The 25,066-nt window shown below is 49.3% G+C and carries 19 protein-coding genes; 16 read left to right on the top strand and 3 right to left on the bottom strand.

Annotated elements, in window-relative coordinates; all coding sequences use genetic code 11:
• Positions 1 to 17: 17 nt before the first annotated feature.
• Entirely contained in the window at positions 18 to 1,298 is a 1,281-nt protein-coding gene (gene glyA, locus CI959_RS16585) for a serine hydroxymethyltransferase (RefSeq protein ID WP_005856586.1), read from the top strand.
• A gap of 129 nt (positions 1,299 to 1,427) precedes the next feature.
• Positions 1,428 to 3,779, top strand: a complete 2,352-nt coding sequence (locus tag CI959_RS16580) for a family 20 glycosylhydrolase (RefSeq protein ID WP_057317311.1) — start codon at positions 1,428 to 1,430, stop codon at positions 3,777 to 3,779.
• A 200-nt stretch (positions 3,780 to 3,979) separates the two neighbouring features.
• Here the strand turns inward: CI959_RS16580 and CI959_RS16575 are convergent, their stop codons facing one another.
• Both CI959_RS16575 and CI959_RS16570 read right to left on the bottom strand, forming a co-directional pair.
• The gene (locus tag CI959_RS16575; protein WP_057317312.1) at positions 3,980 to 5,515 is read right to left on the bottom strand and encodes a carbon-nitrogen hydrolase family protein; all 1,536 of its coding nucleotides are present in this window, start codon (positions 5,513 to 5,515) and stop codon (positions 3,980 to 3,982) included.
• A gap of 79 nt (positions 5,516 to 5,594) precedes the next feature.
• Entirely contained in the window at positions 5,595 to 8,084 is a 2,490-nt protein-coding gene (locus CI959_RS16570; protein ID WP_057317313.1) for an alpha-L-arabinofuranosidase C-terminal domain-containing protein, read from the bottom strand.
• A gap of 179 nt (positions 8,085 to 8,263) precedes the next feature.
• Here CI959_RS16570 and CI959_RS16565 point away from each other — a divergent pair, with 179 nt between their 5' ends.
• From CI959_RS16565 to CI959_RS16495, 14 genes are all read left to right on the top strand, one after another.
• Positions 8,264 to 8,629, top strand: coding sequence for a PleD family two-component system response regulator (locus CI959_RS16565; protein WP_005856577.1), 366 nt, complete (start codon positions 8,264 to 8,266; stop codon positions 8,627 to 8,629).
• A complete protein-coding gene (locus CI959_RS16560) occupies positions 8,629 to 9,804 on the top strand; it encodes a sugar transferase (RefSeq protein WP_057317314.1) in 1,176 nt (391 codons plus the stop codon). Before CI959_RS16565 ends, CI959_RS16560 begins: the two co-directional genes overlap by 1 nt.
• A 12-nt stretch (positions 9,805 to 9,816) precedes the next feature.
• Entirely contained in the window at positions 9,817 to 10,602 is a 786-nt protein-coding gene (locus CI959_RS16555) for a TolC family protein (RefSeq protein ID WP_057317315.1), read from the top strand.
• Positions 10,603 to 10,608: 6 nt separating this feature from the next.
• Positions 10,609 to 12,765, top strand: coding sequence for a hypothetical protein (locus CI959_RS16550; protein WP_057317316.1), 2,157 nt, complete (start codon positions 10,609 to 10,611; stop codon positions 12,763 to 12,765).
• A gap of 65 nt (positions 12,766 to 12,830) precedes the next feature.
• Positions 12,831 to 14,243 carry an O-antigen ligase gene (locus CI959_RS16545; protein WP_230327199.1) on the top strand — a complete coding sequence of 471 codons (1,413 nt, stop codon included), beginning with the start codon at positions 12,831 to 12,833 and terminating at the stop codon, positions 14,241 to 14,243.
• A complete protein-coding gene (locus CI959_RS16540) occupies positions 14,240 to 15,472 on the top strand; it encodes a glycosyltransferase family 2 protein (RefSeq protein ID WP_057317318.1) in 1,233 nt (410 codons plus the stop codon). Before CI959_RS16545 ends, CI959_RS16540 begins: the two co-directional genes overlap by 4 nt.
• A complete protein-coding gene (locus CI959_RS16535) occupies positions 15,469 to 16,581 on the top strand; it encodes a glycosyltransferase family 1 protein (protein ID WP_057317319.1) in 1,113 nt (370 codons plus the stop codon). The genes CI959_RS16540 and CI959_RS16535 overlap by 4 nt, the downstream gene beginning before the upstream one ends.
• 10 nt (positions 16,582 to 16,591) lie before the next feature.
• Positions 16,592 to 17,773: a glycosyltransferase gene (locus CI959_RS16530; protein WP_057317320.1), complete on the top strand. Its 1,182-nt coding sequence runs from the start codon at positions 16,592 to 16,594 to the stop codon at positions 17,771 to 17,773.
• A 13-nt stretch (positions 17,774 to 17,786) separates the two neighbouring features.
• Complete coding sequence (locus CI959_RS16525; RefSeq protein ID WP_057317321.1) at positions 17,787 to 18,395, top strand: DapH/DapD/GlmU-related protein; 609 nt, start codon at positions 17,787 to 17,789, stop codon at positions 18,393 to 18,395.
• Positions 18,396 to 18,399: 4 nt separating this feature from the next.
• Complete coding sequence (locus CI959_RS16520; RefSeq protein WP_057317322.1) at positions 18,400 to 19,281, top strand: glycosyltransferase family 2 protein; 882 nt, start codon at positions 18,400 to 18,402, stop codon at positions 19,279 to 19,281.
• A gap of 22 nt (positions 19,282 to 19,303) precedes the next feature.
• Positions 19,304 to 20,404, top strand: a complete 1,101-nt coding sequence (locus CI959_RS22120) for an acyltransferase (RefSeq protein ID WP_057317323.1) — start codon at positions 19,304 to 19,306, stop codon at positions 20,402 to 20,404.
• Between the two features lie 482 nt (positions 20,405 to 20,886).
• On the top strand, positions 20,887 to 21,270 hold the full coding sequence (locus CI959_RS16505; protein WP_057317325.1) for a hypothetical protein: 384 nt from the start codon (positions 20,887 to 20,889) through the stop codon (positions 21,268 to 21,270).
• Positions 21,263 to 22,711 carry a DnaB-like helicase C-terminal domain-containing protein gene (locus CI959_RS16500; RefSeq protein ID WP_057317326.1) on the top strand — a complete coding sequence of 483 codons (1,449 nt, stop codon included), beginning with the start codon at positions 21,263 to 21,265 and terminating at the stop codon, positions 22,709 to 22,711. Before CI959_RS16505 ends, CI959_RS16500 begins: the two co-directional genes overlap by 8 nt.
• Positions 22,705 to 24,426 (top strand): DNA primase, encoded by a 1,722-nt coding sequence (locus CI959_RS16495; RefSeq protein ID WP_095231489.1) that lies wholly within the window; start codon positions 22,705 to 22,707, stop codon positions 24,424 to 24,426. The genes CI959_RS16500 and CI959_RS16495 overlap by 7 nt, the downstream gene beginning before the upstream one ends.
• Before the next feature lie 237 nt (positions 24,427 to 24,663).
• On the opposite strand, the gene CI959_RS16490 is transcribed toward CI959_RS16495, so the two are convergent.
• Positions 24,664 to 24,909, bottom strand: a complete 246-nt coding sequence (locus tag CI959_RS16490) for a DUF6722 family protein (RefSeq protein ID WP_057317328.1) — start codon at positions 24,907 to 24,909, stop codon at positions 24,664 to 24,666.
• Positions 24,910 to 25,066: the final 157 nt, after the last annotated feature.

Genomic DNA, 25,066 nt, shown 5'->3' with positions numbered 1-25,066 from the left:
AACCAATTTAAGAGGTAATGAAAAGAGACAACATCATTTTTGACATTATCGAGAAGGAGCACCAACGCCAATTGAAAGGCATTGAGTTGATCGCTTCCGAGAACTTTGTCAGCGACCAGGTCATGCAGGCCATGGGAAGCTGTCTGACCAACAAATACGCCGAGGGATATCCCGGCAAGCGTTATTATGGGGGTTGCGAGGTAGTAGACCAAAGTGAAACGATCGCTATCGAACGGTTGAAAAAGCTATTCAACGCCGAATGGGCCAACGTGCAGCCTCACTCCGGGGCGCAGGCCAACGCAGCCGTATTCTTCGCCGTATTGAATCCGGGCGACACGTTCCTCGGGTTGAACCTGTCGCATGGCGGACACCTGTCCCACGGTTCACCAGTAAATAGCTCCGGCGTTCTCTATCACGCTACCGAATATAATGTAAAGGAAGATACCGGACGGGTGGACTACGACCAAATGGAGGAAGTAGCCCTTCGTGAGAAACCGAAATTGATCGTTGGCGGTGGTTCCGCTTATTCCCGTGACTGGGATTACAAACGTATGCGTGAGATAGCCGACAAGGTAGGCGCCTTATTGATGATCGATATGGCTCACCCGGCAGGCCTGATCGCCGCCGGTTTACTGAACAACCCGCTGGAGTACGCTCACATCGTAACGTCTACGACGCATAAGACCCTGCGGGGTCCTCGTGGCGGTATCATCCTGCTGGGTAAGGATTTCGAGAATCCTTGGGGCAAGAAGACACCGAAAGGCGAGATCAAGAAGATGTCTCAGTTGTTGGACTCCGCCGTATTCCCGGGTATCCAGGGTGGTCCGCTGGAGCATGTGATCGCGGCCAAGGCCGTAGCCTTCGGAGAGGCTTTGGAGCCGGAATACAAGACGTACCAAGCACAGGTGAAAGCGAACGCCGCCGCTATGGCCAAGGCCTTCACGGACAAAGGGTACAAGATCATCTCCGGCGGTACGGACAACCACAGCATGCTGATCGACCTGCGCACGAAGTTCCCCGACCTGACCGGTAAGGTGGCCGAGAAAGCCTTGGTAGCCGCCGACATCACGGTGAACAAGAACATGGTTCCGTTCGACAGCCGCTCGGCCTTCCAGACCTCCGGTATCCGTGTGGGTACGCCCGCTATCACGACCCGTGGCGCTAAAGAGCCGCTTATGGGCGAGATCGTGGAACTGATCGACACCGTATTGGCCGCTCCCGAATGCGATAAGACTATCGGCGCCGTTCGTGAGAAGGTGAACGGTATCATGAAGGAATATCCTATCTTCGCATGGTAAATAGGAAATTGAGAATTGAGAATTGAAAAGGATGCCAAACGGCATCTTATCTTCAACTCTCAATTCTCTTTTTAAACTCTCAAAAACATCTAAACAATATTCAATTTTCAACTTTCAATTTTTAATTCTATGAAAAAGCTCCTTGCTACAATCTGCGCCGGCGCTGTCTTGGGCCTGATGGCCTCATGTGATGATGCTCCCGGTAAAGCGAAAGCTTACAACCAAGGTATCAACATCATCCCGACACCGGTCAGCCTTACGCAGAACGAAGGAAACTTCAAGCTAAACAAAAACACGAAGATCTACGCTTCCACCCCGGAGGCGAAAACCGTAGCCGAGTTCTTCGCGGCTAAAATGAACACGGCGACAGGCTACCAGATAGCTACCGCCGACAAAGAGACTTCCGACGGTATCTCGTTGGTTATCGACGGCGCTCTGGACGTAAACGACGAGGGATACACGCTCGACGTAGCCGACAGCGGCGTCCGTATCAAGGCCAAGACCCCTCAAGGTCTTTTCTACGGTATGCAATCGTTCCTGCAATTGCTGCCCGCCGAGATCGAGAGTCCTTCCGCCGTGCAAGGTATCGCATGGACCGCCCCGGCCGTATCTATCAAGGACGAGCCTCGTTTCGGCTACCGCGGTATCATGCTCGACCCCTGCCGCCATTTCATCCCGGTAGAGAATATCAAGAAGCAGCTGGACGTATTGGCCCTGTTCAAGATCAACCGCATGCATTGGCACCTGACCGACGACCAAGGATGGCGTATCGAGATCAAGAAGTACCCGAAACTGACCGAGATCGGCTCTAAGCGCATCGATGGCGAGGGTACCGAGTACGGAGGCTTCTATACCCAAGAGGAGGTGAAGGAGATCGTTCGATACGCGGCGGATCGTTTCATCACGATCGTTCCCGAGATAGAGCTTCCGGGACACGAGATGGCCGCTATCGCCGCCTATCCGGAGCTGTCTTGCGAGGGTAAGCAGGGTACTCCCCGTATCATCTGGGGCGTGGAAGACATCGTATTATGCGCCGGCAAGGAAGAGCCCTTCCAGTTCTTCGAGGACGTGATCGCCGAGGTAGCTCCCCTATTCCCGGGCGAGTATTTCCATATCGGAGGCGACGAGTGCCCGAAGACGAGCTGGGAGAAATGCCCGCTTTGCCAGGCCCGTATCCGTAAGGAAGGCTTGAAAGGCGACAAGGAACATTCCGCCGAGGAGAAATTGCAGAGCTATTTCGTACAACGCATGGAGAAGGTCGTAAACAAGCACGGCAAGAAGATGATCGGATGGGACGAGATCCTTGAGGGAGGTCTGGCCCCGTCGGCCACGGTCATGTCTTGGCGAGGTGAGGAAGGCGGTATCGCCGCCGCTAGCATGAACCACGACGTGATCATGACCCCGGGAAGCGAGGGCATGTATATCGACCAGTTCCAAGGCGACTACAAGATCAACCCGGTATCTATCGGAGGATTCACCACGGCGGAGCGGGTCTACAAGTACAACCCCGTCCCCGACACGCTGGCAGCGGCCGGTAAAGGGCATTTCATCAAGGGCGTGCAATGCAACGTATGGAGTGAGTACCTGTATAACACGGACATCATGGAGTACCGTATCTATCCCCGTATCCTAGCCCTCTCCGAGATCGCTTGGAGCCCGCTGGACCGGAAGGATTACAAGGACTTCGAACGCCGTCTGGACAACGCTCAGGTTCGCCTAGACGGACACGGTATCAACTACTACATCCCGCAGCCCGAGCAACCGAACGGTTCTTGCAACTTCGTGGCTTTCACGGACAAGGCTACCATGACATTCACCACGAACCGTCCGATGAAGATGGTCTACACGCTGGATGGCACCGAGCCTACCCCGGAATCTACCGTATATACGGCTCCTTTCGACATCACCGAGACTACGACCGTGAAGATCGCTTCCGTATTGCCTTCCGGCAAGATGGGTAAGCCTCGCACGATCCTCGTGGAGAAACAAACGCTGGCTCCCGCCAAGGAGGTAGCCAAGACGGCTCCGGGCCTCGACATGGAGGTATTCGATGGCATGTACCTGAGCGTAAAGGATCTGGAGGCCGCCCAGAAGACCGGTAAGAAACAGGTCATCAAGACGACCCGTGAGCTGACCAACCAAGTGCCCGCCCCCGAGTCCATGCGAGGCGTGAAGCAATACGCCGCTATCGCTACCGGCTACGTGAATATCCCGGAGGATGGCGTTTATTACATCTCTTCCGATTTAGAGGAGGTATGGATCGACGGCAAGCTGATGGTTAACAACGGTGGCGAGGTAAAACGCTTCTCCCGCCATGACACCTCCGTGGCCTTGGCGAAGGGCTTGCACGAGATCAAGCTGGTATTCCTCGGACACATCATCGGAGGTTGGCCTTCCAACTGGAACGACGGTAGCGTACAACTCCGTAAATCGGATGCCGAGAAATTCACGCCGATCACGGCTGAGATGCTAAGTCATTAAGATCATTTCCGAAGGGGGGAAGCGAGCGATCCTCCCCCCGATATATAAACCGCAGGGGCGGGATTCGTCCGCCCTCCCACGCATACACGGGAGGGCGGACAGATCCCGCCCCTACCGCATTCTTCCGGCGAATATAATTGTGTTTAATAGCGAACACTACTGTGTTCAACCTTGAATACAATTGTGTTCAACCGCGAACACTACTGTTTTTTTACCCTCAACTCATACAAGTCGTGGCGACGGTCCCGAAGGTTACGCACGCTACCGTACGTATGCAACTCGTTGAGCAAATCAAGGTCCACGTCCGATACGAGGATCATCTCCGTATTCGGGGTTGCCTCCGCACGCTTGCCATCGGTAGGGAAAGCGAAATCGCAAGGCGTGAACACACCCGACTGGGCGTACTGTATATCCATATTATGCACACGAGGCAGGTTGCCCACGCTGCCCGCTATCACCACGAAGCACTCGTTCTCGATCGCCCGGGCCTGGGCACACACACGAACCCGAGAGTAACCGTTCTGCGTATCCGTAAGGAAAGGCACGAAGAGTATCTGCATCCCTTGGTCGGCCATGATACGGGAAAGCTCCGGGAATTCCACGTCATAGCAGATCAGCACGCCGATCCGGGCGCAATCCGTGTCAAACGTCTTCACCATCTTCCCGCCCGAGAGTCCCCAGCTCTTCTGCTCGTCCGGGGTGACATGTACCTTCTCGTACATCTCGTAGGAGCCGTCACGACGGATCAGGTATCCCACGTTATATAGCGCCCCGTCCTCCTTCAGCAAAGGCATGCTACCGGTGATGATATTGATATTGTAACTGATGGCGAGGTTCACGAATCGCTCACGGATCTCCTCGGTGTACTGGGCCAGCCCACGGATGCTCTGCGCCTCCCCCAGATGGTTGAACTTGGCCATCAGCGGAGCGTTGAAATACTCGGGGAAAAGGATGAAGTCGCTCTTGTAATCGGACACGGCGTCGACGAAGAACTCCACCTGCTCGAACACGTCGTCCAGTGTCTTATAAGGCCGCATCTGCCATTGTACGAGGCCGACACGCACGGTTGTCTTCTTATCCACGTAATCCGTCGTAGGCGGCTGGTAATAGATATTATCCCATTGCAGCAGGGTAGCGCAATGCTTCGACTCCTCGTCGTTCGGCAAGTAGTTCATCATCACCTTCCGCACGTGGAAATCGTTGGAGAGCTGGAAGGTGAGCACCGGGTCGTAGATCTGGCGTGAGCGCACCTTCTCGATGTATTCCTTCGGACGCATATGGTCGGCGTATTTATAATAGTTCGGGATACGTCCGCCGAACATGATCGCCTTCAGGTTCAACTTCTCGCACAGCTCCTTCCGGTACTCGTACATACGGCGGGCCAGCCGGAGGCCCCGGTAGTCCGGATGGATGAACACCTCTATACCATATAATATATTCCCGTTCGAGTTATGCGTGTTGAACGTCTCGTTACCCGTTACCTTGGCGTAGGTATGATCCCCTTTCACCATGTCATAATCCACGATGATGGAGAGGGCGCATCCTACGATCCGGTCATCCACCAGCGTCACGACCTGTCCCTCGGGAAATATCCGTATCAACGTCTCGATCTGCTTGCGGGTCCAGAAAACATCCTTGTCGGCGTACACCCTCTTGAAAGATTGCGACAACTGCGTATAGTCCTCAAGCTGCAAGCTCCGGAGCTCTACCTTGTTTATCTTATGCATTGGTTCCATAACACATTTTTTTGTTAAAGTCGCCGCGAAGTTAGGATAAATACAGATAAAGTGTACCGGCCCTCCTGCCCTATCTGGCCTACTCCATGTATAATTTCAAGATCGTCACCGAATTAGGCGGGAAATTATAGATAAACGGGCCGCTCATCGGGAATACGACAGGCTCGGTGACAGGCGTTACGGCCCCCGGGTTCTCAAACGTATTACGGGCCTCCGGCTCCCCTCTCAATTGGATCAGCTCCGCCTCGTTACGGATATTAACTCCCTCGATACGCAAAGAGGTCTTCTCCTCGTGGCGGGTCGTATTCACTACCTTCAGGTAAATCACCCGGTTCTCCTTGTCGAGGGTAGCGACGGATACCAACGACGGGATCGGGCGCATATCCACCTCATGCAGCAATACGCCGTCCACATAGCAACGGACGCGCTCGTACTCGCACGTCACGCGAACCGTATACCACCGGTTACTCTCAAAAGGGAAGCGCACGGGAGAGACCAAGCTATCCTTCACGCCACCTACCTGATGGTACAGCTCGCTCGTTCCCGCCCCGATCGTAAAGGCGATATAATCCGCCTGCTCGCCCGTCCGCCCGTTGTCGCGGAGGCGAAGCTGTATCTGCCCGCTACCTTTCGTACGCCGGACGGTAGCCGTATATTCATAGGCGTAGCTCGTAGAGTCGCCGAACAATACATGGTTCCACCGGTTGGCCTCCGGCACCAACGTACCAGCCTCCGGGACCTTCCATCCCCCGCTCATCACGGATATATCCGATACGGGCACGCCGTCGATCCGCACGTCCTTGAACTCATAGCTATTATCAAACATCTCTACGCCCGCCCGGCCCGTACGTACCTGTGGTTTCTCGTAGGTATCCACGATCGTCTTCAGCACCTCATCCCCCCGATGGCGGGTAAACATCTTTAATAAATGGTAGGAAGGAGAGACCACCGCCTGATGGGTGTTGAAAGAGATCAACGGATGGCGCTGGTTCTCGAACCCGGCGTTGCCCAATACCGGGGCATACGCCAAGCGGCGTACCATATCCGGGTTCTCCTCCGCCCCGACCAAGAAACAGGCCTCGGCCACCGCCGCCCGGAGCGTACCGGCCAAGGGCCGCTCCGTCGTCCCGAACTCCCCGATAAACACCGCCGGCGAACGCCGGGAATACCGGTCGCTATTGAACCGGCCGGAGTTAGACAGGAAGAAATGCTCCCCGGCGTAATAATGGGAATCCACCCACTCGCTACGGCCTCGCTTCGTGAGGGGCGAACTGCTGATAACGGTAATCTCCGGATAAGCCTCCTTGATCGCCTTGCGGAAAAGCTCAAAGCGCCTGAAATACTCCCCGCCATAGTTCTCGCTGCCGATCTCGACATACTTCAAGTTGAAAGGTTCCGGATGCCCGTTCCTCGCACGCAGGGCGCCCGGCAGGGAATCCGCCGGGGCGTTCGCGTAGGCGATAGCGTCCAAGGCATCTCCCGTGAGCTTATCCATCGCCGTGATATCCTCGTAGCGGGGCCGGCGGCTTTGGCTCGTGATCCCGCTATTAATAACGTAGATAGGCTCCGCCCCCATATCCTCGCACATTTGCAAGTACTCGTGGTAGCCCATGCCGTTCGTCGTACCATAGGCCCATACGTTCCAGAAATGCTTACGCTCCGAGATATCGCCCAGCGTCTCCCTCCAGATAGGGTACGTACCCGCCGTATACCCCTCCACGAAACTGCCTCCGGGGAAACGGATAAAACGAGGGGCCAAGGAATCGACCAGCGCCGCCAAGTCCGGTCTCAGCCCGTTCTTCCGTCCCTTCCACGTATCCTCCGGGAAGAGGGATACCACATCCAGCCAAAACACGGCGGAGGTATCGGCCGTGATCGTCAAGACCGCGTTCGGCGCATCCTCCGTAGCCGTAAACGTATGCCTGTATCGTTTCCACTCGTATAGCGGCGCTACCTGAAACACATCGCTCAAGACCGTATTAGCCATCGAGTCCTCCAAGGCCACCCGGATGGTACGGGGCACCATATTCGCCCCCTTGGCGAAAAACGATAGATCGTATCGTTCCCCTTTCCGGATCGGTATCCCCCGGTATCCCTCGGCTATCACGCCTCCGCGCCCCGACTCCCCGGAAGTCGATACGGCCACGAGCAACGACCGCCGGTTCTTATCATTCACCAGCTCCTTCATATCCGGGTATATCTGTGTATTAGGGACGATCCGCCTCCATCCCGGTACGGAATCTCCCCGCATGAAAGGGATCGTCCAGCCATTCGGGGTAATCAAGACGTTCCGGGCGGCGTCGTAAGGGCAGTTCAAGGGTGGCACGCCATCCTCGAAGCTCCGGTTCTGGATCAGCTCGGCGTACAGCCCCCCATCGATCCCGTGGTTGATCTCCTCAATGGTCAAACCATACAGATCCGGGTTCACGGGAACCGTCAGGCCATCCGCCTCCACGGTTATCGTAGAGATCACCGGCATCTCCGGCTGGCAAGAGGACAAGCCCATCCCGACAATAGCGCCAACCAATAAATGAATAACATCAAAATCTATATATTTCCTCCAACGCATCTTCGAATACTCATCTCATTTATGTGCGTACAAACTTAATCAAAAAATCGCAGTTTCCCCTATTTTCAAAGTCCGAACTGTTTTTTCAAAAAAACAATTGAAAAACATAGATTTTTTCAATTTAATATCCTAAATTTGCATAATAGATAAAACAAAAGACGACAATATTATACGACTCTATGGAGAAATCTGTTCTTTTAGTGGATGACAAGCAAGAAATCGCAAAGATAATCATGCTTTATTTATCAAGTACTTACAAGGTATCCTATAAAGAAAATCCTTTGAAAGCGATCGCTTGGCTTCAAGAAGGCAATTTACCGGATTTGATCATCTCTGACTTGAATATGCCAGAAATGTCCGGAGAGGAATTCTTGGTTTATTTAAAAGCGAACGATATGTTCAGCCATATACCGGTCTTGATCCTATCGAGCGTAGAGAGCAGCTCAAATAGAATACGTTTGTTTGAGGAAGGGGCGGAAGACTTTATCTTGAAGCCTTTCAATCCAGAGGAATTAAGGGTAAGGGTAAAACGAATATTAAGATAATGAATTATGTCTTTTTCGGTAATAACGTGCCGTTGGCCGAACGTTTACGTAAGGCATTAGGCACCGGGGTCATAGAATGTATAACGCTTCTGCAGATGAAAAACACGCTTCTTCCTGCCGAGGAAATGGATTATTGTGTATTCATCGAGAAAACAGATCCTACGTTAAACATTCCTGCGATCATGCATTTGCATAAGACGTTTCAAAATATCTATATCGTATTAATCGCCCCGGAAATGACCCGGGAGGAGAAAATATCCTATTTGCAAGCCGGAACGGACTGTGTCATCTCCGAGTCTACCTCTAAGGAAGATTTAGTGAAGCTACTGGGTATCGCCGAGAAATGCAAGAGAATGGAAAAAGCGCGTAAGCCTCAAATAAAAGAGCCTGATCTCGCCATTTTCAAGCTGCCTTTATGGAAAAGGGTCTTCGACATCATTTTCTCATCCATGGCGCTCCTCTGCCTCTCCCCTATCTTTATCATCACGGTGATTTGGATCAAGCTGGAGGACAAAGGCCCCGCTTTCTACAAGTCGAAACGAGTAGGCAGCAACTATAAGGTTTTCGATTTTTATAAGTTCCGCTCTATGTATATGGATGCGGACAAGCGCATAACAGAGTATAAAAAGCTTAATCAGTATACGGAATCTATTGCTGAAGAGGCTGTAGCCTCTTCAGCAACTTCTGTGAATTCACAGAATGCGACCTCTTTTTTTAAAGAGAATAAACAAAATATCATTTTATATTCTGATAATGACGCTACTCCTGAAAACGACTATTTAAAAGTAAAACGTCACGAACGTTCCAACGCTTTCATCAAATTAGAGAATGATCCCCGTATAACAAAGATCGGCCATATTATCCGGAAATACAGCATTGACGAACTCCCCCAGCTATTCAATATATTAAAAGGAGACATGTCAATAGTTGGTAACCGCCCTCTTCCCATATACGAGGCTGAGCTACTGACCAGTGACGAATACATACAACGCTTCATGGCTCCTGCCGGCCTTACAGGCCTCTGGCAAGTAGAGAAACGTGGCAATTCTGGTAGTATGTCCGCCGAGGAACGTAAACAATTAGACATCAAATATGCTCATACATTTTCTTTCTGGCTGGACGCAAAGATTATATTCAAGACATTCACGGCGTTCGTGCAGAAAGAGGACGTATAATTCAAGAGTTTTATGAGAAAGATACTTATCATGCTTTTTATTGTATTAGATATTTTCTATGTTTTCGCACAGAAAAAGAAAAGTACTTATTTCGATAAGGCTACAACTATTACTGCGACGGCTGGGTCAGATTCGATCCTTTCCATGCTGGATGACTATGAGCGTATTCAACTCCCTCCATTATCCGTATTCCTCGAATCCGTATACGATCATCCATCCATACGAATCTATGAAGCAAAGCGAGAGGAAGCTAACGCAGAAATGAAGATAACAAAACGGGAATGGCTAAGCTACTTTCGAGTTTTTGGCCAATACCAATATGGCAGAGTCATACAATTAACATCAAGGGAAACCATAGACGATCCATTATCCATGGCCAGTATGGGAACTAATCAGCACCTTTATAACGCGGGAGTTTCCTTATCGATCCCTCTAGGAGATTTATTTAGTCGTAAACAAAAGGTCAGGGCAAAAAAAGCACATTATCGCCAATTAGATTATGAGTATGAGATATCAATCGAAGAACGGAAATTAAAAATATTACAAGCATATAATGAGGTATTACTCGCTTTGTCAACGTTAAAAGCCAAATCCGATGCGGCGGCGTTATACAACGCCCAGATGAAAATATCGGAACAAGATTTTATCAACGGAAAGATAGATATCATCGCCCTTTCACTGGAAAGAGGAAGGCGGTCTAGCGCTGTAGTAAACTACCAAGAGGGCCAAGCTACGCTTCACAATGCCATTACACTCCTAGAGATGTTGACAAACGTGAGAATCATACAAGACAAATAAGAGATTATGGATATTACCGTGTATATATCAAGATTCCTTTACCGCATACGCTATCAACTATTATTTGGTAGTATGCTGGTAACTCTTTTAGTGGCCTATTTTACCCAGTTCTTACCCAAGACCTATACGGTAAGCACAAGTATATATACGGGTATCGTTTCATCCTCCGGATTAAGCGAGGATAATAAGACTAGCTATTTCGAGCAAAACAGCACGTTCGACAATATCATTAACCTAACCAAGTCCAAAGGAACTTTGGAAAAGGTATCCTTGAAATTATTCGCTTTAAACATGATGTACGGAAACCCCAATGCTGATAACAAGTACATCATGGCAAAAAATTACCGTGCGCTCTTAAAAATAGTACCCGAAAGCGTCCATAAGCTCATCGACAAGAAATCATTTGAGAATACAGTCCGGAATTTAGAAAAATATAGGACAGAGGAACCAGACAATTTCCTATACGGACTATTCAGCTACGACGCTGCTTTTTATAGTTACAACGCTTTAAAAACCGTCATTGTCCGACGGATAAACAATAGCGACCTAATCGAAATTTCCTATAAATCCAGTGATCCCGGAATCTCCTTAAGCACAGTTAAATTACTTAGCGAAGAATTGAGCAATGCTTATAATAACCTACGTTTCAAGACAGTAAACGACATTGTCAAGTATTACGAAGAGCAACTCCGGATACTCCAAGCACGATTGACAAAGCAAGAGGACGAGCTGACCAACTACAACGTAAAGAACAACGTCATTAACTATTTAGAGCAAACTAAGGCAATCGCTATCTCTCGAACCAATTACGAAGACCGGTGCGAGGCCATACGCCGTGAATACGAGAGCTCATCGAACCTAGTCAAACAACTAGAGCAACGCATGGAGACACGGGCTAAATTGTTCCGAGCCAACACGGAGTTTATAGATGCATTAAGTGATATCACCACGATCAACGGCAAGATCACGGAAATACAGAACTTTAGCACAGAAGAAGCACAAGCTAACGACCCCGACTTAAAAGAATACCAACAAAAACTGAAAGAGACCGAGAAGAAAATCGGAGCTATCAGCAACGATATCAATGAATATAAATACTCCACCGAGGGGGTGGCTATAGATGATATGGTCAGCCAATGGCTAGACGCAGTCATACGTAGTACAAAAGCGGAGGCAGAACTAAAGGTATTGGAGAAAAGGGAAAAAGATTACGAGGAACAATACAAAGTATTCTCCCCGGTAGGTACCCAAATCCACCGAAAAGAAAGAGAGATCAAATTCACAGAAGAATCTTATCTCGAGGTATTGCATGGCTTAAACCTAGCCAAGCTAAAGCAAAAGGATTTAGAGTTGACTTCCAGTAATTTAAACACGATCACCGCTCCTACATTCCCATTGATGAACGACAACAGAAAACGTGCGTTGCTGGTAATAGCGGCATTTATCGGTAGCCTCATCTTTATCCTCGGATATTATATGGTACAAGAATTATTGGATCGTACCCTGCGAGACGCCGAGCGTACCCACCGCCTCACCCGGACAAACATACTGGGAGCGTTTACGGGAAACGTACAATTAAGATACCGTGGCTATATCAAGGCTTGCAACCGTATATCCGCCTCCTATGCCTGCAACAGGCTTACTCCTTACCTGCGGAAAGGAGAAACCACCTGCGTCAATTTATTAAGTATTGAGAAAGGGGAAGGAAAAACCTTTATAGCAAATTACTTCAAGGAATACTGGGAAGAACGAGGGTTACGGGTATCTTACTTTGAAGTAGAGAAAGAAATCTTGGAAAATCCGTCTTTCCTCTTGAGCACAGATTTCAAAGAACTCATAGAGTGCCACCAGCATCCGGACATCCTGTTAATAGAGCAGGCCTATGCCCAAAGCCATATGATCCCCAGTGCCCTCATAGGGAAAGCAGATGTCAACTTGTTAGTCGCCAACGCTCAGAGAGTATGGAAGAACAGTGACGACGAGCTTTTGGGATTCTTGAAAGAACTATCTGGTGAAACACCGTTTTATATCTATCTCAATAACGCAAGTCGCTTTGCGGTAGAGGACTTTACCGGACAATTGCCACCCAAATCGTCGGTAAGCACAATCGCTTACCGGATGCGATACCTAGGTTTCACCGCACGAAAAGACAATGTCAAATAGCAATGAGGCTAGGATATAACGACATAATAAACCAAAGGTTATTCCCTCCCATATTCATATTAGGCTTGGCAGGAATAGCTTTATCCCTATCCATGGGGCAGCTACCTATAGCAATGGGCCTCATAGGCTTACCTGTTTTGTTCATAATGGCGATACAAAGCGTAAGGTATCCGGTAGCCCTATTTTTCATCATCTTCACCGTGAACTATTATTTATTAGCGGCAACCCGATATATACAAATAGATGGTATCAGTTTCTTGATGGATTCCTTGATGGCCCTCCTTTTCGTGCTTATCATCATCCATTCCGCCCTGTCAAGAGATATCGAATGGAAACATGCGATCAACACGTTTACCATAGGTATGTTCATCTGGTTGCTCTATTGCCTCGCCGAGATAGCGAACCCTACCGGGTTACTTGAAGCTTGGCTCTTATCGAGATCGCTTATCTTGAATGGCTTTCTCATCTCGCTGATCATCTCGTTGGTAATCACCAAAAACGGCCAAGTGAGATGGATCATCACGCTCCTTTCCATATTCTCGCTTAGCGCCGCCCTAAAAGCATTCGCACAAAAATATATCGGTTTTGATTACGGTGAGCTCCAGTGGCTCAACAACGGAGGTGCCCTCACGCATATCATCGGTTATGGCACACGGTATTTCTCGTTTTTCACCGACGCGGGAAACTTCGGTTCCAATATGGGATGCGCTAGCCTGCTATTCGCACTGATGGCGATATACGTATCCAAGATCGGACAAAGAATCTATTACTTCTCGGTAGCAATCATTTGCCTTATTGCCATGTTCATGTCCGGTACGCGGGGAGCCATGATCGTACCCATAGGCGGGCTTATGCTTTACACGCTTATGAGCAAGAACCTCAAGGCTTGCATCCTAGGAGGGTTATCGCTAATCTTTCTCTATGTATTTTTCGCTTTCACGACGATCGGTCAAAGCAACGTGATGATACGAAGGATGCGGACCGCATTCACTCCCTCTGAGGATGCGTCTTTTAACGTACGGAAGGAAAATCGACAAAAGCTTGCCACTTATATAAACACGAGGCCCTTCGGCGAAGGCATAGGGTTATCCGGCGTAGAGAACCAAAAAATATCCTACAGGTTCACCACCTCTATACCCCACGACTCCTTCTATGTCAAGATCTGGGTGGAGACGGGGATCGTGGGCGCCATCCTTTTCTTCGGAGTCTACTTCATCAGTGTGTTCCGGGCGGCGTGGATTGTCATGTTCAAGGTAAAGGACAAGGAGCTGAAAGGCCGGCTCACGGCTCTCCTTTGCGGCATATTCGGCATGTTATTAAGCGCCTACGGAAATGCCTTTCTCGGTCAATTCCCCACGTATATAATTGTCATAACCGGTATAACGCTAGCCTTAAAAGGCGAGTATTTTGATAAAGAAATAAGCGAGACAAATAAATTAAATGCAAATAACGACAAAATACCTGATATAATACCATGAATAAATTCATCTATTTAGGATCCGAATGGGCAGAAAGCCATGAGAAGCTCTATTTATTGGGAGATTCCATATTATTCCTCCTCTTTTTATTGGGGGTACTCTACCTTTTTATTTTCGCCTTTTTCTCCTTGAAAAAACGAAAAGACACATACCCGAAAGCCCGGAAAAGATATCGTTTCGCCGTGTTGTTTCCGGCTTACGACGAAGACGAGGTAATCCTTCATTCCGTCGAGGATTTCCTCCGGCAAGAATACCCAAGGGATAAATATGACATTATCGTCATATCAGATCACATGAGCGACGAGACGAATGAGCGGCTCCGAGATTTATCGGCAAAGGTAGTCAAGATTACGGAGGAAAAAAGCACCAAGACAAATGCCTTGCAGAAAGCGATAAAGTACATCGAGGACAAGCAAGAGGTATATGACATCGTTGTCATTCTCGATGCAGATAATCAAGTACCCACAAACTATCTAGACAAAATCAACGACGCTTTCTACTCTGGTTGCTCGGTCGTACAGACGCACCGGGTAGCGAAAAACCTAAATACCGATACGGCCGTGCTCGACGCAGTAAGCGAGGAGATCAACAACTCCATCTTCAGGAAAGGGCATGTACGGCTCGGCTTCTCATCCGCCTTGATCGGCTCGGGGATGGCGTTCGAATACCCCTTGTTCCAAGAGAACATATGGAAGGTAGGTCCTATTGGCGTAGATAAACAATTAGAGAAAGTACTGCTATCGCAATACATATACATAGAATATTTAGAAGACGTATTGGTATATGACGAGAAAATACAGGGCAGCAGAGGATTCTACAACCAACGCCGACGCTGGTTGGCAAACCAATTTTCCAGTTTGATGTCCGGGATCACCCAATTACCGATAGCCCTGCTAAAAGGAAACTGGGATTATTGCGACAAGCTCTTCCAATGGGCCATGCCTCCCCGCGTCATCCTGTTAGGGTTCATAGTATTATTCTCGGTATTCTTCACCTTTTTCGACTGGGTACTATCAATCAAATGGTGGTTCTTACTCGTGTTGCTCGGCATAACTTTCAGTATCGCCGTGCCCGACAACCTAGTGGATCACCGCTTCAGGAAAGCCTTGAAACACTTGCCACTCCTATTCATCTTGATGTTTCTCAATTTTTTTCGTCTAAGGGGAGCAAACAAGAAATTCATACACACAAAACATAGTCACATTGATAAACTCCCCGTCAAGAAATGAGAATAGCGATAGAAGCACAACGAATATTCCGGCCCAACAAGCACGGGATGGATTTTGTAGCCCTTGAAAGCATCAAGGAACTGCAGAAGAAGGATCACGAGAACGAGTACTTCATATTTGTCAGTCCCGGGGAGGATCATTGCCTGCGGGAATCCGACAATCTGCGTATCATAGAGCTTCATTGCCCCACCTATCCACTGTGGGAGCAAGTGGCCCTGCCCCGTGCCGTAGCGAAGATCAAGCCCGACCTATTGCACTGCACCAGCAACACGGCCCCGATCCATTGCCCGGTACCCTTGGTGTTGACTCTTCACGACATCATATTCATGGAGCCCCGGAAAAGCGGCAATAAGTCCCTCTATCAGAATATGGGATGGCACTACCGCCGTCTCGTGGTGCCCCGGATACTGCCCCAATGCCGGAAGATCATAACGGTATCCCATTTCGAGCGAAACCGTATACGGGAGGCGCTACGATTACCAGACGGGCAGATCACGACCGTATACAACGGATACAGCCGTCATTTCTACCCTCAGGAAGATCCCTCTCCCATTACCCGGAAATATATAGAGGAGTCCCGGTATTTATTTTTCTTGGGAAATACGGATCCCAAGAAAAACGTTCCACGCACGTTAAAGGCATATAGCCTTTACCGGGAAAAATCTCCCAAACCCCTTCCTTTGCTGATAGCGGATATAAAGGAAGAGATCCTCGGCAGCATCTTGCGAGAGCAGGGAATCGAGCACGTCCGTCCCCACATCGTCTGCCCGGGCTATATCCCGAATACAGACTTGCCCTATCTCTATAGCGGCGCCTTTGCTTTCCTGTATACATCGTTACGGGAAAGTTTTGGTATCCCCTTGCTGGAAGCGATGGCCTGCGGCACGCCGGTCGTCACCTCCAACACCTCCTCCATGCCAGAGGTAGGCGGCCCGGGTGCCTTGCTATGCGATCCCACTGACGCCAAGGATATCGCCCACAAGATACTCTCCTTAGAAAAAGACCCCGCATTATACCGCCAGCAGATACAATACGGGCTGCGAAGAGCAAAGCGGTTCTCTTGGGAAACAACCGCCACGGAGCTACTGTCAATATATAAATCCATATAATCATAATGCCATGATAACAGGAAAGGATTTCGTATTCACCGGATTACAGCCTTGGGATATCCCGATAGGATCGAACGCAAGAGATATCGCCTTGGAGGTATCCAAGCATAACAGGGTACTTTATGTCAACACGCCGCTTGACAAGAAAACATACAAGAGCAAAAGCGAGGCACCGGATATTGTCCATCGGCAAGACACTGTCGATGGCAAAGCACTTCATTTAAGGCAAATAAACCCTAATCTATGGATACTGGATTATCCTTTCACTGTTTGGCCCATCAATTTCTTGCCAGACGGGAAGTTGTTTGACTTAGCGAATAAGGCAAATAATATCAAAATGTATTCCTTCGTAAAGAAGATTTTAAGACAATTAAATTTCAATGAATATATTCTATTTATAGACAACGACATTTATCGCAGTTTCTACGCTATTGATTTATTACAACCCGTCTTCTCCATATATTATAGGAGAGACAATTTGACTTCCGCATACTGGCGCAAACATGCTCCTCGCCTAGAACCCCTATTGTGTGAAAAATGCGATCTGGTAGCGACAAACTCATCCCAACTGGCAGAAGCCGTATCTACCTATAATCCCAACACGGATACGATCGGACAAGGACTCGACCTTAGTAAATACGACCATAAAGCCAACTATGCCTTACCCCCCGATATGATCAACATCCCACGTCCTATCATTGGTTATGTAGGTTGGATCACAGATCGTAGATTAGACGCAAATCTCATTTATGAAGTAGCCAAACAATGTCCTTCTTACTCATTTGTCATGGTAGGAGGAGAAGATGAGTATTTTAAAGTGCATAAATTACATACTTTAAAGAATGTCATATTTCTCGGCGAGAAACCTCAAGCAAGTATACCCTCATATGTAGCGCATTTTGATGTCTGCATGAATCCCCAGAAAATAAATCATATAACGATCGGGAATTATCCACGCAAAATCGACGAATATTTGGCACTAGGAAAACCAGTCATCGCAACCCGGACAAAAACCATGAGCCTATTTGAAGATCATGTATGGAACTGCGATGATACCACCGAATATGTCGAGGCCATACATACGGCTTTACAGACGAATAATCAAACTTTAATAAAAAAAAGGATACAATTCGCTCATATGCACACATGGGAAAACTCAGTAAATAAATTATATTCATTCATCAATCTATAATACAATTATAAATATGTTAAACAATCATCCTCAATTAAAAAAAAACCTTCATTATCTGTTGATACATCCGTATACCTCCCGTCCTCGCTTGTGGGCTAGGATTTTTCTTATTCCATTCGTAATTAAAAAAGGGAAAGGGGCTATTATCAGAAGAAAAGCGAGATTAGATATAATCCCTTCAAAAAAAATTACATTAGGAATAAAAAGCGTAATAGAAGATTATGCCATTATCAACAATGGTATGGGAGATATTACAATTGGAGATTACACTCATGTAACCTCAAGAGTGAAATTAGTAGGCCCCGTCACCCTAGGAAATTATGTTACGATCGGAAGTGGAGCCCAAATAACCGGACTGACTCATAATTATCTGGATGTAGATAGACCAATCGCTAAACAAGGAGTAAGCCCCAACCGCACGATAATAGAAGATGATGTTTGGATTGGCGGTAATTCTTGTATAAATCAAGGGATTACAATTGGGACACATTGTGTCATAGCTTCTGGAAGTGTCGTTACAAAATCTGTCCCTTCTTACTCTGTCGTGGGAGGCAACCCCGCCCGTATATTGAAACAATATGACTTCGAGAAGAAGGAATGGGTCAAGGTAAATAAAAAATAACATCATGGTATCAATCATAACCGTCAATTACAACGGATACAAAGATACGCTCGAGCTAGTGGAAAGTTTCCGCCAGTTCGAGGATTATCCTCATGAGTTCATCGTGGTGGACAATGCCTCGCCCAACGGTGACGGCGAGAGGTTGGAGAGAGCGCTAGGCGACACTACTCGGGTGATCCGAAGCGACAAGAACCTCGGGTTCGCCGGGGCGAACAATCTGGGGTACCGGGCGGCAAAGGGAGATTACATCTTATACATCAATAACGATATAATCATCACATGTCCCGTACTGAAGGTATTAGTGGAGCGCCTGCGGTCGGACTCGCGAATTGGCGCTGTCTCACCCAAGATCAAGTATGAGTACCAACGGGACACGATACAATACGCCGGTTACAAATCCGCCAATCCCATCCGGGCAAGCTATCAACTAGTGGCGGGCTACCAGTTAGACTGTGCCGACTTTGACCAGCCCAAACGCACGGATGCCATCCATGGAGCTTGCGTGATGACCACCCGAAAGGTGATCAAGGAAGCGGGACCTATGACAGAGGCTTATTTTCTTTTCTACGAAGAGCTTGACTGGAGCCTGCAACTTCACCGCCATGGCTATGAGACATGGTACGAACCCGCCGCCACGGTATTCCACAAGGAAAGCATGACTATCAAGCGAGGCAGTCCGCAACGGCTTTATTACCTTACCCGCAGCCGGATACTGTTCGTACGCCGTAACCGAAAAGGCCTCTTTTTTCTCCTCTCCATCATGTACCAATTAACTATAGTAATCCCCAAAAACATCTTTTATCATCTGCTACGCAGGGAATGGGTTTCCCTGTCAGCGTTTATAAAAGGAAGTTTCCATGGGCTGACGGACAATATTCAATATTAAATACAACCATATTTAAATTATTATGATAATGACAACCACTCTTTCAAAAACAATTTCCGCATTAAGAACCATACTTTGTTTCCAAATCGTGTTCTTACATGCGGCCATGACAGGTTTGACCAATCAAGAACTTAGCGCATCGTATGATGGATCTTATGCCATTTATAAATATTTGTCCACAGCCTTGACTTTGACAACAAGGACAGCTGTTCCATTGTTTTTCATTATATCCGGATATCTTTTCTTCATAAACTACAAAAACACATTTATTGATTATAAAAAACACCTAAAGACTCGGGCTAAGCATTTATTACAACCTATCATAATATGGACTACTCTATATTTACTGCTTTATTACATTGCCCAGAAAATACCTTATACTGCCAGCCTTTTCTCTGGTAATAATTTACTTATCGAAGATTACAAATGGAAAGACTTTATCAGCGCATATTCAGGTCTTTTCAACACGAGCATGTTCGTAGGACAATTTTGGTTCTTAAGGAATCTTTTTATTATGTGCGTATTTTCTCCCCTTCTTTGGTATTCATACAAATATACAAAACACTATAGTTTATACGTTATCGGTGGAATTTGGTTTTTCCATAAATCACTAAACATTAATATATATATAATCGACACTATATTCTTTTTCACTCTTGGCGCATGGTGCGCATTAGGAAGTTACGATATAGAAAATTTTATAAAGACAAAGGCTAAATGGTTTTACCCTTTATTTCTAATAAGCTTGATTATAGCCACTCTATATCAAGGATACCCATATCATCATTATTATTATTTGATAAATATCCTTCTAGGCATTCTATGCGTATCTCACATATGCCTAACAATCATCGAAAAAGGGAAAGGAGAATTACTCATTGGATTATCGGCTGGTAGTTATTTTTGCTTCTTATTACATATGCAAATACAAATGTTCCTAAAAAGAGGGTTATACAAACTACTAAAGCCAGATAGCAGCTTTTCCATGATACTATTATATTTCCTCATCCCCAGCTTCATAATCGTGATTTGCTATCTATTATTCTATTACCTAAATAAATTCCACCCAACCTTATTGGCGATTCTCACCGGGGGTAATACAAAGAATATTCATAAAAAATAATATATATAAACATTCATTATACAGTATATTATCCCTTCCGGAATTTAGTAATTTATTCACACTATAAAGAACAAATAAGCATATTTATAAACATATATTTAAAGCATAAAATACTTTGTATTTATTAAATATTATACCGATCTTTGTGGAATGAATTTATTATTTATTTAACCATCACGATCTACATAAAAAGAGTGGAACATTCATTCCGTTACGATTTACGTCCATTGTGAAAAAGCTATCTGAACATCATGGAATTTTGTTTAAAAAAAGAATGGCGGCGTAACGTCGCCTCTTCTCTTTTCTTATCTTTACTAATATACTTATATATAGTCGTGCGAAACGCAGTGCGAAAAAAGATAACCATTTTTATCCAATACGCTACAAATCAAACGGTTGGTCATGCGAAACGTAGTGCGAAATGCGGTGCGAAAATAGAAAAGGAACCAGACAACGCCCCTTGGGTATAATCCTATCGACCTATGTCTAAACTATTTAGCCCTGACGATTTGCGTCGGAATGGCTACACCCGATACCCCAGACAGTTCCTGAGTATCCTTATCAAGGATTATTGCAAGGACAAGAAATCCTCGGTGAAGACCGGTATCATGCTCTACCTGTACAGCAAGGCCAGCTATAGCGGGTACTCGTATATGTGGAATGGAGAGCAGTATGCCATCAAGGAGGGACAATGCATCATAAAGATACCCGAGATGGCAGCCTTTTTGAACTGCTCGGTCTACGCCTTGCGCAAGAACCTGAACGACTTGGCGGAAAAGAAAGTGATCACCAAGAAGAAATTCACCTGCGGACTTGCCGTGGAGATCATCAATTATACAAACTTATTTATCGATCGACATGAATAACACTTCATTCAAACAAATCCCCGCCAGCCTCACGCTACCCGAAGAGCGGAAAGCGGAGAAAGCCCTGCTCTTCGGGCTGCTGGCCTCACGCAAGAGCCTTCCCGAGATCGCCTTCAGGATAAGGCCCGAGATGTTCACCCACCCGGATATCGCCTTGGCGATAGAGGCCTACCTCAGCCTTCACGGGAAGGGGGAAGGAACGGATATACTCTCGGTGGAGAAAGAGATACGGAGGCTCTCGCCGGAGAGGGCCGGGCAACTGCCCGACCTCTTCGAGCTGGCCCGGCAAGACGGCTACATGGAGGTAGGCGGAGAGTTCGTACGGCAGCATTGCCAGTACATAAGGGAGGCCTTCGTGGCAAGGCGGCTTATCCTGAGGTGCCACGAGCTGGCGCATAAGGCGGCGGCCGACGACCGGGATACGCAAAAGCTGATATCGGAACTGGGAACGGTGGCCGACGAACTGGGCGAGCAGCTCTCCCTCACCCACGAGATACCGGACATGCCTACCGCCACCGCCGAGGCCATGGCACGGGTACGGGAGATACGCGAGCGGGTAGCCCGGGGCGGTACGGCGGGCATACATACCGGGCTGGGGGGACTGGACAGGCTTATGGGAGGGTTGCGGACAGGCTCGCTCCACGTGTTCGCCGCCCGCCCGGGCATGGGAAAGACGGCCTTCGCCCTTTTCATGGCGGTGAACGCCGCCAAGCAAGGGGTACCGGTTTGCGTCTACAGCCTGGAGATGTCGAGGGAACAGCTGATCTTCAGGATGCTGGGACAGATAGCCGACGTGGAGCCTTCGAAGATCACCAAGGGAACCGCCACCGAGGAGGAGATGAGAGCCTTGGAGGAGGCGAGCCGGCAGCTGAAAGAATTGCCGATATGTATCAACCAACGCTCGGACATCCAAATAGACGAGATACGCTGCGACATCTCCCTCAGGAGGCGGCAAGGGAAGTGTTCCCTCGCCATCATCGATTACTTGCAGCTGGTAAACCGGGACGACAAGGGGCAGACCCCGAACGAGGCCATCTCGAACATCACCCGCAAGGCCAAGATTACGGCGATGGACGAGGAGATACCGATCGTGCTGCTCTGCCAGCTGAACCGCAATTGCGAGACGAGGGGGACCTACTCCTTCAGGCACCAGCTATCCGACCTCCGGGACTCCGGCTCTATCGAGCAGGACGCCGATACGGTGGCCTTCATCAGCCGCCTCTCCGTGGTGAACATACACGAGGACCCGGATACGCACCTGCCTACCCGGGGGAGGGGCACGATCCTGCTGGCCAAGAACCGCCAAGGCGAGCTGGGACACGTGCGCTTCATGCACAACGAGGGCGTGACCTCCTTCTGGGACGACACCCAGCCGGCATGCGTCCGCAAGGCCCGGGCAGCGGAGCCTAAACCGAAGGGAAAGGGCCTCTTCGAATGCTGACGGACGATACGCTGCGCAAGGTGCGGGAGACAGCCCGCATCGACGAGGTAGCCTCCGGTTACCTCACGCTACATCGCTCGGGGAAGGACTTCGTGGCGCTGTGCCCGTTCCACGACGAGCGGCATCCCTCCTTCCGCGTCTCCCCGGCGAGGAACATCGGGAAGTGCTTCAGTTGCGGCGAGGCGGCGGACCCGATACGGCTCGTGTGCCACATGGAGGGATGCGGCTTCGAGGAGGCAGTACGCCTACTGGCACGCAAATACAATATCGAGGTGGAAGAGACCGCTGCCGCTGGTCGTGAGCGGCGGCGGGACGAGCGGGAAGCGTTGTTGCTGGCGAACGCCTCGTTCGCTAGCGGCCTGCTACCGGGCCACCCCGTAGGTACGGCACGTACGGTAGAGGATCGCCATGGGCTGGAAGAGACCTACCGCGGCTTCGGCGTGGGACTTTGCCCGCCCGACGTCCCCCAAGTGTTCCGCCCCTTCCTAGGCCGGCTCATCTTCCCGATACACACCACCGGGGGACAGGTGGCCGGGTTCGCCGGACGGAGCCTTACCCCGTCGGAGAAGGGGCGGAAATACGTCAACTCCCCCGACAGTCCCGCCTACCACAAGGGGCATATCCTCTACGGCCTGCACAAGGCGGTGAAGGCCGTTCGCTCCGAGGGGCGCATCCTGCTTTGCGAGGGATACAAGGACGTGCTCGCCTTCCACGCCTCCGGCATACGGTACGCCGTGGGGCTATGCGGCACGGCGCTCACCGAGGAGCATATCCGGGCGATACGGAGGCTGGCCGGGCAGGTGACGCTCTCTCTCGATCCCGATCCGGCGGGACGGCAGAACACGGTCCGGTGCGCCCATATGCTCCTGTCCGAGGGATGCGCCGTCAGCCTGCTTCCCCTGCCCGACGGCATGGACCCGGACGAGGTGTACCGCCGGAAAGGGAGCGACGAGCTGGCACGCCTAGCACGGGAGGGTACCCTCGATTACCTCTCCTACCGCATCCGCCAAGCGGCTTCCCGCCCTCACACGGACACCGCCGCCATCAACGGGGCGTTGGGCGAGATCGGCCTCCTCTCCTCCCCGCTGGCCGTGTACCGAAGGATCGGGGAGCTATCCGGAGCGACGGGAATACCGATAGAGGTACTACGGCAGGAAATCTCCGTCGCCACAGGCCCGAAAAACGTACCGGTACCGGTGCCGAAGAAGGAAGCCGCAGGCCTCACGCCCGCCCTGCCACGAGAAAGGACATTACTGCGTTTTTGCCTCACGCACCATGACCGGATGTTCTACGACCCCGACGGAAACGGGATTTCCCTGCCCGCATGGGTCTCCGGCGAACTGGCGGACAACGAGCTTCCCCTAGAAGACCCGGAGCACGCCCGCTTGCTCCACCTCCTCGCCGAGGGCAAGCATCCGGACGGGATAGCGGACGAACGGCTCTCCGCCCTTGTCCTCTCCCTCCGGGCCTCCGCACCGCAGGATACCGGACCGGTACCGGACGAGCGGCTTCCCGACGAGACCCGCTTCCAAGTGCTCCTCTACGGCGAGTCCTTCGCACGCCGGAAGCTAGCCCGGGCTTTGGAGTCCGTCCGCATGGCGGCGACACCCGGCGAGCGCCTGCGCCTACAAGCCACGCTCGAGAATCACTTCGCCCTGAGCGACCGTATCGCCCGGGAATTGCAAAGCCAAAGTATCCTGCCGGAGGGGATATAGGGGGGGAGACAAAAAAAACACTACTGTGCTTGGCGCCGAACACTATTGCGTTGGGAAGCCAACACAGTAGTATCCGAAGCCAAACACAGTAGTGTTCGGACCGGAAACACGATAGTCCTTTTATTTCATGCTATCCAACCAACGCTTGCCGGATGGCGTGTACATCCAAACGATAAACACCACAAGTATCAATAGCATTACCCCGAAAAGAAATGTCAATGGATTCATAGCTCTTTATTATTTCAAGATTTTATTACCACAGAAAGCTAACCCGACAGAGAACAAGATCCCTACCATGAACATTCCAATCATACTTATCTCTATCTTTTCCGATTGGAATAACATAGCTATTCCACCCAGCACCAACGCCGTGAACGTCAGTTTTGACAAATCATAAAAATATTTGCCCAACGTCTCACGCTGGCACTTCACCCGTTCACGGGACTCACCTCTCACGTCTCGCCGCTTGTCTTTCTCTTTCATACCGTAAATTTTTCATGTCAATCGAATTTTGATAAGGCAAACATACGGTTATTTTTCTTGACAAACAAGCATTATCCCCCCTAAATCCAACTCTTTACCCCCATTCACCCGACCTCGCCCCCCTTCGTCCCCGTTAACCGGAATCCCACCGGCGGCA

This window comes from Parabacteroides sp. AT13 (assembly GCF_002272965.1).
GTDB classification, from domain to species: Bacteria; Bacteroidota; Bacteroidia; order Bacteroidales; family Tannerellaceae; genus Parabacteroides; species Parabacteroides distasonis.
Note: the sequence above shows the minus strand (reverse complement) of the source record. Positions and strands in the feature narration are given on the sequence as shown.

What these genes read in the sequence shown, in the direction of transcription:
- glyA (WP_005856586.1), top strand. Translation starts at nt 18, where the DNA reads ATGAAAAGAGACAACATCATTTTTGACATTATCGAGAAGGAGCACCAA.
- CI959_RS16580 (WP_057317311.1), top strand. Translation starts at nt 1,428, where the DNA reads ATGAAAAAGCTCCTTGCTACAATCTGCGCCGGCGCTGTCTTGGGCCTG.
- CI959_RS16575 (WP_057317312.1), bottom strand. Translation starts at nt 5,515, where the DNA reads ATGGAACCAATGCATAAGATAAACAAGGTAGAGCTCCGGAGCTTGCAG.
- CI959_RS16570 (WP_057317313.1), bottom strand. Translation starts at nt 8,084, where the DNA reads ATGCGTTGGAGGAAATATATAGATTTTGATGTTATTCATTTATTGGTT.
- CI959_RS16565 (WP_005856577.1), top strand. Translation starts at nt 8,264, where the DNA reads ATGGAGAAATCTGTTCTTTTAGTGGATGACAAGCAAGAAATCGCAAAG.
- CI959_RS16560 (WP_057317314.1), top strand. Translation starts at nt 8,629, where the DNA reads ATGAATTATGTCTTTTTCGGTAATAACGTGCCGTTGGCCGAACGTTTA.
- CI959_RS16555 (WP_057317315.1), top strand. Translation starts at nt 9,817, where the DNA reads ATGAGAAAGATACTTATCATGCTTTTTATTGTATTAGATATTTTCTAT.
- CI959_RS16550 (WP_057317316.1), top strand. Translation starts at nt 10,609, where the DNA reads ATGGATATTACCGTGTATATATCAAGATTCCTTTACCGCATACGCTAT.
- CI959_RS16540 (WP_057317318.1), top strand. Translation starts at nt 14,240, where the DNA reads ATGAATAAATTCATCTATTTAGGATCCGAATGGGCAGAAAGCCATGAG.
- CI959_RS16535 (WP_057317319.1), top strand. Translation starts at nt 15,469, where the DNA reads ATGAGAATAGCGATAGAAGCACAACGAATATTCCGGCCCAACAAGCAC.
- CI959_RS16530 (WP_057317320.1), top strand. Translation starts at nt 16,592, where the DNA reads ATGATAACAGGAAAGGATTTCGTATTCACCGGATTACAGCCTTGGGAT.
- CI959_RS16525 (WP_057317321.1), top strand. Translation starts at nt 17,787, where the DNA reads ATGTTAAACAATCATCCTCAATTAAAAAAAAACCTTCATTATCTGTTG.
- CI959_RS16520 (WP_057317322.1), top strand. Translation starts at nt 18,400, where the DNA reads ATGGTATCAATCATAACCGTCAATTACAACGGATACAAAGATACGCTC.
- CI959_RS22120 (WP_057317323.1), top strand. Translation starts at nt 19,304, where the DNA reads ATGATAATGACAACCACTCTTTCAAAAACAATTTCCGCATTAAGAACC.
- CI959_RS16505 (WP_057317325.1), top strand. Translation starts at nt 20,887, where the DNA reads ATGTCTAAACTATTTAGCCCTGACGATTTGCGTCGGAATGGCTACACC.
- CI959_RS16500 (WP_057317326.1), top strand. Translation starts at nt 21,263, where the DNA reads ATGAATAACACTTCATTCAAACAAATCCCCGCCAGCCTCACGCTACCC.
- CI959_RS16495 (WP_095231489.1), top strand. Translation starts at nt 22,705, where the DNA reads ATGCTGACGGACGATACGCTGCGCAAGGTGCGGGAGACAGCCCGCATC.
- CI959_RS16490 (WP_057317328.1), bottom strand. Translation starts at nt 24,909, where the DNA reads ATGAAAGAGAAAGACAAGCGGCGAGACGTGAGAGGTGAGTCCCGTGAA.